Here is a 15,236-nt window from a genome sequence, read left to right on the forward strand (position 1 = left end):
AAGAGTTATACATGGTAGAAAAAGTATATCCTATGACGCTTGAAGGAAAAGCGAAATTAGAGCAAGAATTAGAAGAATTAAAAACAGTTAAACGGGGAGAAATCATTGAACGAATCAAGATCGCCCGTGGCTTTGGTGATTTATCTGAGAACTCAGAATATGAAGCAGCTAAAGATGAACAAGCTTTCGTAGAAGGACGTATCACGACAATCGAGAATATGATCCGTTTTGCACAGATCATTGACAATGATGGCGTTGATTCGGATGAAGTATCTATTGGTAAAACAGTGACGTTCATTGAGTTACCAGATGGTGAAGAAGAAGAGTATACGATCGTGGGAAGTGCTGAGGCAGATCCTTTCTCAGGAAAGATCTCAAATGATTCCCCGATCGCACAAGCTTTGATCGGCAAATATAAAAATGATGAAGTAACGATTTCAACACCTGGTGGCGATATGCAAGTAAAAATCGTCAAGGTCGCGCAAGCATAAGTTGAAATGTAGACACAGATAATCAATTATTGGTTTGTCTATACAAAAAGGTCTGGGACCATGACACAAAGTCCCAGGCCTTTTACTGTAGAAAGCGATAGTTACATCTAAAGTCCTATAGCATCTCAAAACAAAAATAGGTATGATAAAAAAGAGAATGAAAAGGAAAGGAGAATAGCGATGAATAGCTCTTGGCGCTTTTTTATAGTAGTAGAAGCCTTACTATTGATCTTTGCAGTTTGGCAAATCGTAAATAATGTTGAATTATTACTATTAGTTTTATTTGGTATTTTTAATATCTATCTTGCATTGCGAAAATCACCGAGATCGGGGTTTCAAAATTTTCAATTTGTACTAGGTGGACTAGTTATTTTTTTCAGTTTGATCAATAGTCCTGCGCTGTGGGTAATGGCAGTCTTTGCTGTCTTGTTCATTGGTCTTAAAGGTGTAGAGATTTCTGGGATCGATCTAACAAAAAATGCTTTTTGGCGAAAAAAACAAATCATTATGGTTCAAACAGAGCAAGTGAAGTCCCACAATAATGAACGAAAAAAACAACAATTATTCGGTAATCAGCGAATTGGTAATGATGTGTATGAATGGGATGATATCAATATCGCTCTACTTTCAGGAGATACGATCATCGATTTAGGGAACACCTTGTTACCTAAAGACGATAATATCGTTATCGTCAGAAAAGGAATCGGTCGGACACGCATTTTAGTTCCATTAGGGATTGCAATCAGTCTCGAACATGCAACGTTAGTAGGAAATGTACAATTTGAAGAAGAACAATTTGCATTGAAGAACGAGTCGATTAAAATCTATAGTAACGATTACGATGAAAATCCACGTCGTTTAAAAATCATTACGAACACATTACTTGGGGATATTGAGGTGATTCGAGCATGATTGAGAAACTTTCTCGACCGATGCTAGCTATTTATGCTTCGATCGCCTCATTTATCGTCATTTTATTTTCATTTTTTACTTATTTTTACGCAAGTAATCAAACTCATTTTTGGCGTACTTTATTAAGTGCCAGAATTTTATACGTACCATTGATCTTTCACTTATTAGCGATTTCTTCAGGTGTCGGTTTGATTGTTTTTTTGATTGTCTCTCTTTTACAAAAAGCACGTTATGGGAAAATCGAAGAACAGTTACGGGCAATTTCTTCCGGTAACTATGAAGCAAAAGTTTTAAATGATTCCTTACCAAGTGCATCTGACGATATATATGTCAAAGAAATTGAAAAAGAAATCACTAAAATCAAAGAAAAAATGATCGAAGTATCAAGTGAACTTCAAATATTGACGAGTCGACCTCAATATGTTGATGGACAAACAAAAGAGGAAATCTTAGAATTAGAAAGACATCGTTTAGCGCGTGAGCTACATGATTCAGTTTCCCAGCAATTATTTGCAGCGATGATGATGATGTCTGCTTTGACAGAACAAGCCGAAAAAAGTGATACGCCTGAAATGTTTCGTAAACAACTAAGAATGGTAGCAGATATCATCAATGCTTCACAATCTGAAATGCGTGCGTTGCTACTACATTTGCGACCAGTCAACCTTGAAGAGAAAAGTTTGAAACAAGGGATTGAGCAATTATTAAAAGAATTAAAAAACAAGATACAAATTGCATTGAAATGGGATATTGAAGATATCACTTTGTCTGATTCGATTGAAGATCATCTCTTTCGGATCGTTCAAGAACTACTTTCAAATACGTTGCGTCATGCAAAAGCAAATGAATTAGAAGTGTATCTGCATAAAATCGATAATAATCTTTTATTACGAGTGATCGATGACGGTACTGGCTTCAATATGAATGAAACAAAAACCGGTAGCTACGGACTAAACAATATCAGAGAACGTGTAGCAGGTATTGGTGGAACAGTAAAAATCATTAGTTTCAAAGGACAAGGGACAAGTGTGGAAATCAAAGTTCCTTTAATAAAGGAGGCGGAAAAATGATAAAAGTATTACTAGTCGATGATCATGAAATGGTACGTTTAGGGGTTTCTTCCTATTTGTCGATCCAAGAAGATATCGAAGTGATCGGAGAAGCAGAAGATGGGCGACAAGGCTACGAAAAAGCCATGGAACTTCGTCCGGACGTGATTCTAATGGATTTAGTCATGGAAGAAATGGACGGGATCGAATCTACAAAAGCAATCCTCAAAGATTGGCCAGAAGCAAAAATCATTATTGTTACGAGTTTTATTGATGACGAGAAAGTATATCCAGCTATTGAAGCTGGCGCAACAGGCTACTTACTTAAAACATCGACAGCCCATGAAATCGCCGATGCGATTCGTGCGACTCAAAGAGGTGAACGCGTGCTTGAACCTGAAGTAACCTCTAAAATGATGGAAAAAATGAGTCGACGTAATGAGCCAATCTTGCACGATGATTTGACGAATCGTGAAAATGAGATTCTTATGTTGATCTCTGAAGGAAAGAGCAATCAAGAAATCGCTGACGAGTTGTTTATTACTTTGAAAACAGTCAAAACACATGTTTCCAATATTTTAGCGAAATTAGAAGTAGAAGATCGTACCCAAGCTGCCATATACGCGTTCAAACATGGGTTGGTAAAGTAAAAAGAAGCAAAATAATGAATGTACAACTATATTGGGATACGATTAACTATATTACAGATTATTTTTATCAAATATTAATCCTCTTATTGACAAAAACCAATTTTACCTGTAGGGTTTAATTATAAAAACTTGTTAGGTGAGGCTCCTAAAAGAACATAGGCTACTGCCCTCAAACGTCGAGAGACGCCACAGGGTATAACAGGCAACGTCGGCTTAAGGCGTGCTTAACGTAGCTATCTGGATCATATTTCCAGAATTACGTCTTTTAGTGCTAAAGCTCAGACGAGAAGTTCGTTCAGGTAAACACTGGTACCATTTTGATGGGATCTTATGAGACGGCTTCTTTTGGAGGCCGTCTTTTTTATGTACTTCCTGTTTTTCTAACGAATCCATCCAACAAGTTTATATCGAAAAAACGATGTAACAAAGGAGAATACGAGATGAGAACATTAAATGATACAAATAACCTAGAAACACAATTGAAGATTCTTAATTATCTTGAGCAAAAAAAGCTTGAAGAATTGAAGAACTATTTAGCAACGATCGAGAAAGTGGAATTGATCCAACTATTTGTTACGCTACCTTTAGATAAACAAGTGCTGGTCTTTCGATTATTATCAAAAGACAAAGCCCTCGAAATCTTTGAAACATTTGAACCGTCTATCCAACAAGATTTGCTTCGTTCGTTTACGGATGATGGAGTGATTGAATTTGTGAATGAGATGGCTCCAGATGATCGGGTAAGGTTGTTTTACGAACTACCAGCAAGTGTAACTAAAAAACTATTGGCAGAGCTTTCTGAAGAAGAGCGAGCAACAACGAATCGATTGATGGGCTATGAACATGAGACGGCTGGGCGGATCATGACGACTGAATTTATTTCAATTAAAAAAGAAATGACTGTTGAAGAAGCACTGCATAAAATCAGAAAATTAGCGAAAGAAATGGAAACAATCTATATTTTGTATGTGACAGATATGGCGAAAAAAATTGAAGGAGTACTATCATTAAAGGATCTAGTCATTGCAGAAAGTGATCAACGGATTGAAGAAATCATGATCAAGCACGTCGCTTATGTAACCACAGATACAGATCAGGAAGAAACTGCACGATTGTTACAAGAGTTAGATTTGATCGCTATTCCTGTCGTGGATAAAGAAACACGACTAGTAGGTATTGTGACAGTGGATGACGCCATCGATGTCTTAGAGCAAGAAACGACCGAGGATATGTTCAATGCTGCTGGTTTAGCAGACGTCGCCTCTGTAGAAGCTGATCGTAGTACAGTACTGATTAACGGCAGTCTTTGGCAAATCTGGAAAGTCCGCTTGCCTTTCTTAGCGATCACATTAGTTGCAGGGATGTTAGCTGGTCTAGTGATCGATGAGTTTGAACAAACGTTAGAATCAGTGGCCGCTGTTGCTATTTTTATTCCTTTGATCATGGATATGGGTGGGAATGTAGGGACGCAATCATCGACGGTTTTTGTTCGCGGATTATCTTTAGGGCACATTGATCTCAACACGTTTATCAAGCACTTTTTGAAAGAAACAGGTATTGGTCTAAGTTTAGGGATTGTTGTAGGTATCGTATCTGGAATAGTCGCTTCTGTGTGGCAAGGGATACCATTGTTGGGTGTAGCTGTGGGAATCTCCTTGGTCTTTGCAATGACCTTAGCTGCAGCCTTGGGTTTTTTGATTCCTTTTATCTTATTGAAATTGAATATTGATCAAGCTGCTGGATCTGCACCGATCATTACCTCGATCAAAGATATTGCTGGGTTATTTATTTACTTTATTTCAGTTAACGTATTCTTAGGCTACCTATTGTAGGAATAATTAGTATATTATAGGCATACCTTTTTAGTAGAAACATCAAGGAATATTCTATGATCTACCAGAGTAGCCCTTCTTTTGATCCTCCATAAAAATTAGGGTTTTCCGTAAAGAAAAGCAGGGTTGCTTTTGTTTTTAGAGTGGCTTTGCTATACTTGAAATGGAATGGAAAAAGGAGGAGAAAAGTGAAACAGAATTTTGCAATCGTAGGACTTGGACGTTTTGGTGGCAGTATCTGTCGTACGTTAGTCGAAGCTGGTCAAGAAGTTTTAGCCATTGATAGCAGTGAAGATCGCGTGAATGAATATATGAATATCGCAACACATGCAGTGGTTGCGAATGCACAAGATGAAATGACTCTACGGTCTTTAGGAATCAGAAATTTTGATCATGTGATCGTAGCAATTGGAGAAGACATCCAAGCAAGTATTTTAGTGACTCTGATGGTCAAAGAAATGGGCGTTCCGAATATCTTAGCGAAAGCACAAAATGAGTATCATGCTCGTGTTCTTGAAAAGATCGGTGCAGATCGCGTGGTCCATCCTGAGAGGGATATGGGGATACGGATCGCACATAATCTTGTTTCTAAAAATATTTTGGATTATTTAGAGCTGTCAGACAAATTTTCGCTTGCTGAGATTCGGGTATCCAACCCTAAGTTCTTTAATAAAACGTTAGCAGAACTAAATTTCAGACAGCGATTTGATTTGACTGTAGTAGCCATCCGGCGTTTCGATCGTTCTGTCGTGGTGTCACCAGCCGCTGACGAGTATGTACGTGAAAATGATAATTTACTTGTTATCGGAGAAACAGAAGATGTAGATATACTTGATGATAAAATGAATCAATAAAAAGGGGCTCATCACATGCAATTAACAATAACGGACAAAGCAAAAGAATGGTTTCAAGCAGAGGTAGATTTACCTGAAAATTATGGTATCCGTTTTTTTGGGAAAGTATATGGCAAAACAGAAGTACATGAGGGATTTTCAATCGGTATGTCTGTGGAGTTACCAGAACGTCCGATGAAACAAGAAACGATCGATGGTCTATTATTCTTTATTGATGAAGCCGATGATTGGTTCTTCAAAGGCTATGATCTGGTTGTTGATTATGATCCACAATTAGAGGAACCAACGTATCATTTCCAAGAAACAGCAGATGTATAAGGTGAGAGATAGTCTTTTATCTTTAGGAAAATAAGCCTGACGAACGAAAAGTAAGATTTACTTACTTTCGGATTGTTAGGCTTTTTTTTAGACAGTCAAACGCTGATTCATTTTTACTAGGTTCATTATAGAAAAAAGTCGTTCAAGGTATGAAGTGCATCATACTTCATTCTTTTGAGGGTTTAAGCTAGACTAATAAGTAGAGAGGATGGGTGTGATGACAAAAAAAATAATTTATTCAGTACGTTCGTTTCGTGAAGAATTTATCGAAAAGATCAAAGAAATAGCACCAGAATATTCATTTCAAACGGAAGTAGCATCCGACGAACTTTCTGAAATAGCGATCAGTATCGGTTGGAACGGTGATTATCAAGAAGGTATATTCGCTTCTGATCGCTTAAAGTGGGTCCAATCGATTTCTGCCGGGGTAGATAATCTTCCATTAAACGAATTCGCCGAAAAAGATATCTTACTTTCCAATGCAAGTGGTATCCATGTAGAATCGATCAGTGAGCATGTGATGGGCATTATTTTAGGCTATTCACGTGGATTGTTTCAAGCCCAACGAGCGCAGTTCCATAAAGATTGGCTAGGATCAGAGATCCATTATCAAGCATTGGCAGATCAAAAATTACTAATTATTGGAACTGGACATATTGGAAAAAAATTGGCACAACATGCAGCTGTATTTGGTTTGGAATGTATCGGTATCAACACATCTGGACATCCAGTAGAGGGCTTCAAAGAGACTTATCCATTAGATAAATTAAAAGAAATCTTGCCGAAAGCAACGATTGTGGTGAATATCTTACCTTTGACAGATCAGACAAAAGGATTGTTTGACGCAAAAGTATTTGAAGCTTTTGATAAAGAAGCGCTATTCATCAATGTAGGACGTGGGCCTTCTGTAAAAACATCTGATTTAATAGCTGCGTTAGACGATGGACAACTTGCTTTTGCGGCTTTAGATGTGTTTGAAGAAGAACCATTAGCAAAAGATAGTCCATTATGGGAAAGAGAAGATGTATTGATCACGTCACACATTGCAGGTCAGACACCACATTTCCAAACAAAGTTTATGGATATTTTTCTAAAAAACTTAAAATCCTACGTAGAAAAAACAGAATTAGAAGTAAATGAAATCGATTTGAATGAAGGTTATTAAAGGTTATTAAATGAAAAAGAATCTCTAGAAGAGGTATGTAGTGACTACCTCTCCCAGAGATTCTTTTATTTTGGCAATTGGATTTTTGGCCAGCCTTTGACTGCTTGAGCAAAAATGAATATACCCGCAAATGCAATAAACGCTGTTGTGTCAAAAGTTGGTACAAAAATCATCAGAATCGTTGCAATAACAGTAGGTAATGAAATCGCATAGATCATTGTTTTTAGACAATCGAGAAAAGTTACTTTAGCCAAACGTAATCTTGCGTAAACATAAGCTGCAAAATTGGCCATAAGTAAAGTGATGATCAAATTTAAAAAGCTAGGATAAATGGAAATCAAAAATACTAAAGCTTTGATCCAAAAAGGGATCGTTGCTTCACTTAATGTACTACGTAAGTTTTCACCTGTTAGATTTTTTAAGGTATTATTCGTATACTCAATTTCAAATTGATTGTTGTTCAACAATGCCGAAGTCGTGCCAGTATTCGGTAAAGCTAGAACCAATTTATCCTTTAGCAGACCGACACTTAGGAAATTCCCTATCAAATCTGAAGAGATATCTTCAGGGGTACGTTTTCCTTCGGGATCAAAGGTAAAGATGATCGAATCCGTTTGATAAATAAAACCATCATTTGTTGGCGAATCGATTTGTCCGTCACGAATCTTAAAATCTGGAATTTCAGATGCGATTTTTTGACCATCGGATTTGATCGTGTCTAGCACTTGAAAAATTTGGTAAGAAATAGGTAATGCCATTAGTATACTTAAACATAAAAGATAGACTAATGATTTTCCAAATGATACGTTTTTAGCATTTTTAAGCTCGGTGAATCGAGCAAATGAGCTAATGATTAATTGTTTTGTTGTCATAATTACTCCTTCTGTAGAATTGTCATCACTAGCAATTCTAGCGGAGTATGCTATGAATTACAAGAGTTCTAAAACATTCTCTCACGATAGATAAGGTTATATTCTTATTGTTCATTGTTTTCTAGAGATGAAAATTGTTAGCAGATAGAGTATGATAGGAAAGAATGATAAATAAGGTAGGTAGAAAAATGAAGATTTATGTTCAATTTAAAAGCTATTTAGAAAGTAAAGGGTATTGGGAAGTTTTCATCTATCTATTTTTTGGTGGATTAGCAACGATTGTCAATTTTGTCAGTTATGCAATCGCGCAACAAATCTTCCAGTTATCGATGCCCGTTTCGAATACGATTTCTTGGATTTGTTCTGTTCTGTTTGCATTTGTCACCAATAAGGTATGGGTCTTTCGATCAAAATCTCCTAGTTATACGCATTTGTTTATCGAGTTTGGAAAATTTGTTTTTTACCGAATCGTTTCTTATGGACTAGACATGGGCGCCATGTTCTTGATGATCAAAGGATTGGAAATGAATGATTATGTGGCTAAAATCATTACACAGGTTTTAGTCGTATTGGCAAATTATGTCTTTAGCAAATTATTTATTTTCAATAAGACAGAAATTATCGAAGAGCCAGTAGAAAACAGTAAAAAATTGGAAGACTAGGCATAACAATTGAAGAATTCCCCTCACTTTGTTACTCTTTTAGTGTAAAGAGACCCAACAACTATGAGGAGGAATTTTTTATGACTTACACATTACCAGATCTACCCTATGCATTTGATGCATTAGAACCATATATTGACGAAGAAACGATGCATTTGCATCATGACAAACATCACAATACTTATGTGACAAACTTAAATGCAGCGATCGAAAAATATCCTGAACTAGGTGGAAAAACAATAGAAGAATTGGTTTCAGACATGGATGCTATTCCATCTGACATTCAAACTGCTGTACGTAATAATGGTGGTGGACATGCGAACCATTCATTCTTCTGGAAAATCATGGCACCAAATGCTGGTGGCGAACCAACAGGAGCAATCAAAGACGCAATTAATGAAACATTCGGCGATTTTGCAACATTCAAAGAAGAATTCAAAAAAGCAGCAGCAGGACGTTTCGGTTCTGGCTGGGCTTGGTTAGTACTTGAAGATGGCAAACTTGCCATCACTTCTACTGCCAACCAAGATTCACCATTGATGGAAGGCAAGAAACCTGTTCTAGGTTTAGATGTATGGGAACATGCTTACTACTTGAAATACAAAAATGTACGTCCTGACTACATTGAAGCTTTCTGGAATGTTGTGAATTGGGATGAAGTTAACAAGCATTTCGCAGGATAAAATAGCTTTCTTCCATTTGCCAGGCAATTTAGAAAATTAACGGGGCAATGCTTGCGAGCGTTTTCTAAATTCGGTATAATGTTTGTGCAAGGGTTACTTGCAAGAACTTTTTTGGAGGCTATATATTTATGGAACACGGTACAGTAAAATGGTTCAACAATGAAAAAGGATTTGGGTTTATTACAGTAGACGGTGGAGACGATGTATTCGTACATTTCTCAGCAATCCAAGGCGATGGCTTCAAAAGCTTAGAAGAAGGCCAAGAAGTAGAATTTTCTATCGTTGAAGGTGCGCGCGGTCCTCAAGCTGCTGAAGTATCTAAATTATAAGATCATGTTGACGAAAAAAGAAGATACGGCTTGCCGTATCTTCTTTTTGTTTTTTTATTTTCTCTTTCTGGAAAAAATGGTTTTACAAGAAAAATTAGTTATTTTTGCTTATCACCATACATCATTTCTTTGATTTTTTGGACTAAGTACTTATTTTCTGAAGCGGAAAGGTCATTGCGGATGGTAATATAAGGAATTTCATCTTCATAACTGATTATTTTGGTGGGGGCTTCAGTTGTACGAATAATCAAGTCAGGATTTAGCAATAATTCATTTGTGAAAAGGACATTCAAATACAAACGTAATTGGTCTTGTAAAACTTTTACATATAATAATTCGATACTTAGTGGATAATCACTTTCTAATTTCACTTTGATCTCTTTATCAAAAAATGTGGGTGGGGCAATGACTAAAAATGCTTCGATCTCTCGCATATGGAGAGCTACTAGAATGTTGTAACAACATTTACTTGAACAATCATGTACAACCAATAAAAAAAGACGGAGAAAACGGAAAAAGTTGTTTCATTTTCGGATTTCTCCGTTTTTTTTGCTAGAAAAGCTTAGTTAGGAAGGCATAGCCAAAGCAGAAAAAAACAGTTTTTTTAATATATTGAACAAAAAATCATAAAAATCCAATAAAACGTATAAAAAGAATCGCTTTCTTTCTTTTCTGTTTATGCGCCCTATGGTATGATAATTAAGAATTTTACAAAAAATACATATAAATCACGAAGATAAACACTATTTTTTAAAGTTTTATTAGGATTAAGTAGTTGGATTGCTGAATGATTGGGTGTATGAGAGAATAATCAAGAATATGTATGATAGAGGTGTAGTATGAAGCGGTGGCAAAAAGTGATATTGACTTTATTGGGAATAATCGTACTTCTCATCGGCGGAGTTTCAGCTTATGGAATCAAGTTTATGGGTGAAGCGAGCCAAACAGTCAATCGGATTTCAAAACAATCTGATCGTGTATCAGCAAAACGTGACGATCGAGTAAGCATTGATGATCAAGAACCCTTTTCAGTATTATTATTAGGATTAGATACAGGAGGCCTTGGACGAACAGAACAAGGGAGATCCGATACGATGATGGTCGTGACCGTCAATCCACAACAAAAGAAATCAACGATCATTAGTTTGGACCGAGATATCTATACGAATATCGTCGGATATGGGACGGTCGATAAGTTGAACCATGCCTATGCATTTGGTGGTGTAGAGATGGCGATGGATTCAATCGAACAATTACTTGATATCCCTATTGACCACTATGTCACGATCAATTTGGATGGTATGAAAGACTTGATCGATGCAGTAGGTGGGATCGAGATCGACAATAAAATCGACTTTACTTTAGATGGCGTCCATGTTCCAGAAGGAAAACAAACAGTTGATGGTGAAAAAGGGTTGGCGTATGCAAGAATGCGTCATGAAGATCCTGAAGGTGACATTGGTCGACAAGCACGTCAACGAGAAGTTGTGACGAAAATCGTCAATAAAGTAGTCAGTCTTGATGGCGTAAGTAACTATCGAAAACTTTTAGATGCGGCAGGCAACAATGTGACTACTGATTTGGATTGGGATGACATGCTAGATATTGCAACAAATTATACCTCTGCTTTCCAAACGATCAAGCAAGACCAACTAAAAGGAAAAGACACGACGATCAATGATGTGTACTACCAAATACTAGGTCAAAATGACTTATTATCGATCCAAAACCAATTGAAAAAACAATTAGAGATCAAACCAAGTGATACGTTGCCTAACTTAAAAAATGATAATGCCTATATGATGTTTTATGATGACTCAGAAAATGGTGATGGAGATTCCACTGCTAATACCACGACCAGTGAGACATCTGAGTATTCACAAGATACGTACAATCAATATGGCACTGATGGGTATGGTCAGCAGTCGGTCTACTCAGAAGACACCTCTCAATACTACGACCCGAATCAGTATAACCAGCAACAATATTATGACCCATACGGCGGTCAGCAAAATGATCAAAGCACAGAAACTTGGACAGGCAATGGCTATTAACGAGTTTTGTTCATATGATTTATCCAATAAATAAAACAAGTAGATATCGAAAATGAAGGATATATCCTTTATTTTCGATATTTTTTGTTTTATTTTATTTTTTATTTAGTTATTTTTCGTTTGTTTTAAATGTTTTTCTTATAACAAAAAAACATTTTGGAATCATTGGTGGATTTTTTTTGATTGCAGAAATGTCTTAAAAACATTTGTTTATTAGATGTTTTACGCTATTTCAATCAAAATCGAGTAATCTTTTATATTTTGATTTTTATACTCAAAATTAAAAAACACTAATTCTTATTTAAAAATGTTATATTTTTAGTTTTTATTTGTTATGATATCGTTGTGCAAGAGGGAAATACATAGCACGAAATAAAATTGTTGATGGGGGATATACATACTAATGAAAAGAAATGTTCGTCTAAAGAAATTATTGGCTGGTGCTGCATTATGCAGTCTGCTAGTAGCACCGTTGTTTTTGAATGAACAACAAAGTGCAGCAACAGAACAAACAATCAAAACAACACCTGATTTTGGTGTAGGTCAAGGTATTGAATGGCCAGAACAAGTCGTTGCACCATTTGTCGATATGACGGCTTATACGTCAGGTACAGAGTTATCGAATAATGGCGCGTTGAATCTAGCGGCGATCGCAAAGGAAACAGGGCAAAAATTCTTTAATTTAGGATTTATGCAAGCAAAAGGAATCAAAGATGGTAAGATCGATTGGGCGTGGGGCGGATTTGCCGGATTGAGTGAGAACGACAGTGATCAATGGCAATATGAAGGCATTAAAAAAACAATCCGTGAATTAAGAGCGGTCGGTGGAGATGCTGCTGTTTCATTTGGTGGATTGAACACAGGTGCTTTCTGGGAAGTCAGCCATGATGAAGATATGCTTTATGATGCTTATATGGAAGTGGTTCAAGGATATGGCTTTACTCGTGTAGATTTTGACGTGGAAGCAGGGGCGATGGGCTATACAGAAAACTTACTCAATGCGAAAGCAGTCAAACGACTACAAGATACTACAGGAGTGCAAGTAACATTAACATTACCTGTTATGCCGACTGGTTTGATTTCGACTGGACTAGCCGTATTGCAAGCTTATTTAGAAGCGGGTGTCGATTTGACCAATGTCAATATTATGACGATGTGTTATGGTCCGAGTGTCACTGATTATGCACAAGGATCATTAGATGCGGTCGACAATACAATGGTCCAATTGAAGAATCATTATCGCCAATATGCTGGTATCACTTTGACTGATGAAGAAGCTTATGCAAAATTAGGTACAACTCCTTCGATTGGTTTTGAGAACGAACAACATCCATACTTCACGACAGAAATGTTCAATCAAGTTGTCGAACATGCAAGAGAACGTAAAATAGGAATGGTTTCTTATTGGTCGATGAACCGTGATGCAAAAACAGATGGTGGACAAGGGCAAATAAAGAACCAATTTGAATTCTTGAAAGTGAGTGAAGCATTTGCTGAAGGTAATGAGGGCGGCGGAAGCGAAACTCCGGAAGATAAAGAAAAACCATCTGTTCCGACAAATCTTTCTGTTGGGAACATCACAAAAAATAGTGCGCATATCAACTGGACGGCGGCGACTGACAATGACCGTGTGGCAAAATATAACTTGAGATTAGTAGGGAATGGACAAACGATCAATGTTACGACTACTTCTCTTTCATACGCGTTTACAAACTTAAAAGATGATACAGAATATACGGTAGAAATCAATGCAGAAGATCGTTCTGGAAATATTTCGGATACGGCAAAAGTTGCATTCACAACTTTAGCGAATGTAGTAGATCCAGGGGAGCCGGGCGAACCAGGAGAAGCTCCTGCATGGGAGGCGACAAAAGTTTACCTAAGTGGTGATGTTGTTTCTTATAAAGGTGCATTATACCGTGCCAAATATTGGACACAAAACAGTATTCCAAGTGAGTCAGGTTTGTATGGTCCTTGGGAATTGATTTCAGGAACGCCAGAAGGTGGCGATGAGATCGCCGCGTGGGAAGCGAATAAAGTTTATGTACAAGGAAATCGAGTGACGTATAATGGGATCGTTTATGAAGCGCAATATTGGACACAAAACAACAAGCCAAGCGAATCTGGATTGTACGGTCCTTGGAAACAGGTTGGATAAAATACCAATTAATAGTTAATAAAAAAACTACGTGAATTGCTCACGTAGCTTTTTTTATGCTAATAATAAGTCTGTTACACCCAATTTTATATAGTTGAGGTCGGTATTATCGAATAAAGTGAATAAAGAAATTTCCTCTAACTTTAAAAAAGTGTAAACAGGGAAAAGAAATCCGAATTTTTAGACATTATATTTGAATCTCCAAATCATCAGTTGTTTCTAAAGTAAAGGCTATAAAAATCGGACTATTTATATTTTTTGGTTATTATTCATTTTAATTATTTTTTAATCTAAAACAAATGTTTATTGATAATTATTATTTATCTTTAAATGAAATTATATTAAAACCCTATTTAATAACTTTTTTAAGTTTTTCTAAATTAAAAAAAATCTAAATAGGTTAAAATGAGGTTATATAAAAATTATAAAACATTCATATTATAAATAAAGATATTACTTTTTTGTTATTTCGTTGCTATGATGGATGTGTGAGATAGCTATCACAAAAAAATAAAATCGCAAGGAGGAATTGCAGATGAAAAAAATTGTTTTATTAATTGGTATGTTCATTTTAGGAGGAGCTTTTTTTACGATAAATGTCAATGCGGAAGCGGATAATTCACATCCTGTAAGTACAAATGGGAATCGACTTCGCTATAATACGCCATATCGTTTAAGAGACAAGAATTTACCTCATCGAAATCCTGTGACATTTGAAGCGTGGGCGAGCTATGACTACGCAATATTCGGTCATTATACAAGGCCTGGTTATCGAGGTGGAACGCCGATTATTATTGAAAGCACAACTGGGAAAACGGGATTCATTGATTCAAATGATCCAATAGCTATTCGATCAACGAGTTCAAATTGGGGTGGTTGGGTCTATTGGGATGTGACTAATTCTTATTTAGCTAATTCAGTCTGGTTTACAAACAGACGTGTGCCAATCGGTCATTTAGTTGGGAATTCCCGAGATCGTTCAGTAGGAATCGGTGGTATGACGTTTAGTTCAAATTTAGGGTTTCCGTTGCCTACATATTTGGAGTTGGGTGGATCCGATGCAAATAAGCCTTGGATGACATTTAGAACAGTAACGCAAAATCAGCTTATAATGCCACCTATAAACGTTAGAAGGACACCGTTTTTATTAACTGATGCATAAGGAGTATAGGTCTCGCTGTGTTCTTGAAGTATCACTTGAATGGAA

The 15,236-nt window shown here is 36.6% G+C and carries 16 protein-coding genes and 1 riboswitch; of the genes, 14 read left to right on the forward strand and 2 right to left on the reverse strand.

What is annotated here, in order from left to right:
* Positions 1-11: 11 nt before the first annotated feature.
* The 8 genes from greA (at position 12) to EM4838_RS03770 (ending at position 7,271) form a co-directional block, all read left to right on the forward strand.
* Positions 12-491 carry a transcription elongation factor GreA gene (gene greA / locus EM4838_RS03735; RefSeq protein ID WP_010735922.1) on the forward strand — a complete coding sequence of 160 codons (480 nt, stop codon included), beginning with the start codon at positions 12-14 and terminating at the stop codon, positions 489-491.
* Between the two features lie 180 nt (positions 492-671).
* Positions 672-1,403 carry a cell wall-active antibiotics response protein LiaF gene (gene liaF / locus EM4838_RS03740; protein ID WP_019723159.1) on the forward strand — a complete coding sequence of 244 codons (732 nt, stop codon included), beginning with the start codon at positions 672-674 and terminating at the stop codon, positions 1,401-1,403.
* Positions 1,400-2,473: a two-component system sensor histidine kinase LiaS gene (liaS, locus tag EM4838_RS03745; protein ID WP_019723158.1), complete on the forward strand. Its 1,074-nt coding sequence runs from the start codon at positions 1,400-1,402 to the stop codon at positions 2,471-2,473. Before liaF ends, liaS begins: the two co-directional genes overlap by 4 nt.
* A complete protein-coding gene (locus EM4838_RS03750; RefSeq protein WP_071865970.1) occupies positions 2,470-3,102 on the forward strand; it encodes a response regulator transcription factor in 633 nt (210 codons plus the stop codon). Before liaS ends, EM4838_RS03750 begins: the two co-directional genes overlap by 4 nt.
* 121 nt (positions 3,103-3,223) lie before the next feature.
* A riboswitch (M-box (ykoK) riboswitch) is annotated at positions 3,224-3,399 on the forward strand.
* Positions 3,400-3,542: 143 nt separating this feature from the next.
* On the forward strand, positions 3,543-4,934 hold the full coding sequence (gene mgtE / locus EM4838_RS03755) for a magnesium transporter (protein WP_071865971.1): 1,392 nt from the start codon (positions 3,543-3,545) through the stop codon (positions 4,932-4,934).
* 188 nt (positions 4,935-5,122) lie between these two features.
* On the forward strand, positions 5,123-5,788 hold the full coding sequence (locus tag EM4838_RS03760) for a potassium channel family protein (RefSeq protein WP_010735916.1): 666 nt from the start codon (positions 5,123-5,125) through the stop codon (positions 5,786-5,788).
* 15 nt (positions 5,789-5,803) lie between these two features.
* Entirely contained in the window at positions 5,804-6,106 is a 303-nt protein-coding gene (locus EM4838_RS03765; protein WP_010735915.1) for a HesB/YadR/YfhF family protein, read from the forward strand.
* A 217-nt stretch (positions 6,107-6,323) separates the two neighbouring features.
* Positions 6,324-7,271: a phosphoglycerate dehydrogenase gene (locus tag EM4838_RS03770; protein WP_071865972.1), complete on the forward strand. Its 948-nt coding sequence runs from the start codon at positions 6,324-6,326 to the stop codon at positions 7,269-7,271.
* A 65-nt stretch (positions 7,272-7,336) separates the two neighbouring features.
* Here EM4838_RS03770 and EM4838_RS03775 read toward each other — a convergent pair whose 3' ends face one another.
* Entirely contained in the window at positions 7,337-8,143 is an 807-nt protein-coding gene (locus EM4838_RS03775) for a DUF1189 domain-containing protein (protein ID WP_071865973.1), read from the reverse strand.
* A gap of 188 nt (positions 8,144-8,331) precedes the next feature.
* Here EM4838_RS03775 and EM4838_RS03780 point away from each other — a divergent pair, with 188 nt between their 5' ends.
* The 3 genes from EM4838_RS03780 (at position 8,332) to EM4838_RS03790 (ending at position 9,817) form a co-directional block, all read left to right on the forward strand.
* The gene (locus tag EM4838_RS03780) at positions 8,332-8,805 is read left to right on the forward strand and encodes a GtrA family protein (protein ID WP_071865974.1); all 474 of its coding nucleotides are present in this window, start codon (positions 8,332-8,334) and stop codon (positions 8,803-8,805) included.
* A gap of 80 nt (positions 8,806-8,885) precedes the next feature.
* Positions 8,886-9,488, forward strand: coding sequence for a superoxide dismutase (locus tag EM4838_RS03785; RefSeq protein ID WP_071865975.1), 603 nt, complete (start codon positions 8,886-8,888; stop codon positions 9,486-9,488).
* 128 nt (positions 9,489-9,616) lie between these two features.
* Complete coding sequence (locus tag EM4838_RS03790; protein WP_010735910.1) at positions 9,617-9,817, forward strand: cold-shock protein; 201 nt, start codon at positions 9,617-9,619, stop codon at positions 9,815-9,817.
* A 98-nt stretch (positions 9,818-9,915) separates the two neighbouring features.
* Here the strand turns inward: EM4838_RS03790 and EM4838_RS03795 are convergent, their stop codons facing one another.
* The gene (locus tag EM4838_RS03795) at positions 9,916-10,251 is read right to left on the reverse strand and encodes a hypothetical protein (protein ID WP_233433765.1); all 336 of its coding nucleotides are present in this window, start codon (positions 10,249-10,251) and stop codon (positions 9,916-9,918) included.
* Positions 10,252-10,656: 405 nt separating this feature from the next.
* On the opposite strand from EM4838_RS03795, the gene EM4838_RS03800 reads away from it, so the two are divergent.
* The 3 genes from EM4838_RS03800 to EM4838_RS03810 all read left to right on the forward strand — a co-directional run bounded on the left by EM4838_RS03800 (position 10,657) and on the right by EM4838_RS03810 (position 15,191).
* A complete protein-coding gene (locus tag EM4838_RS03800; RefSeq protein ID WP_071865976.1) occupies positions 10,657-11,871 on the forward strand; it encodes an LCP family glycopolymer transferase in 1,215 nt (404 codons plus the stop codon).
* A 403-nt stretch (positions 11,872-12,274) separates the two neighbouring features.
* A complete protein-coding gene (locus EM4838_RS03805; RefSeq protein WP_071865977.1) occupies positions 12,275-14,029 on the forward strand; it encodes a carbohydrate-binding protein in 1,755 nt (584 codons plus the stop codon).
* 535 nt (positions 14,030-14,564) lie between these two features.
* Positions 14,565-15,191: a hypothetical protein gene (locus EM4838_RS03810; protein ID WP_071865978.1), complete on the forward strand. Its 627-nt coding sequence runs from the start codon at positions 14,565-14,567 to the stop codon at positions 15,189-15,191.
* Positions 15,192-15,236 lie beyond the last annotated feature (45 nt).

The sequence above is a fragment of the Enterococcus mundtii genome, assembly GCF_002813755.1.
In the GTDB taxonomy this organism is placed as follows: domain Bacteria; phylum Bacillota; class Bacilli; order Lactobacillales; family Enterococcaceae; genus Enterococcus_B; species Enterococcus_B mundtii.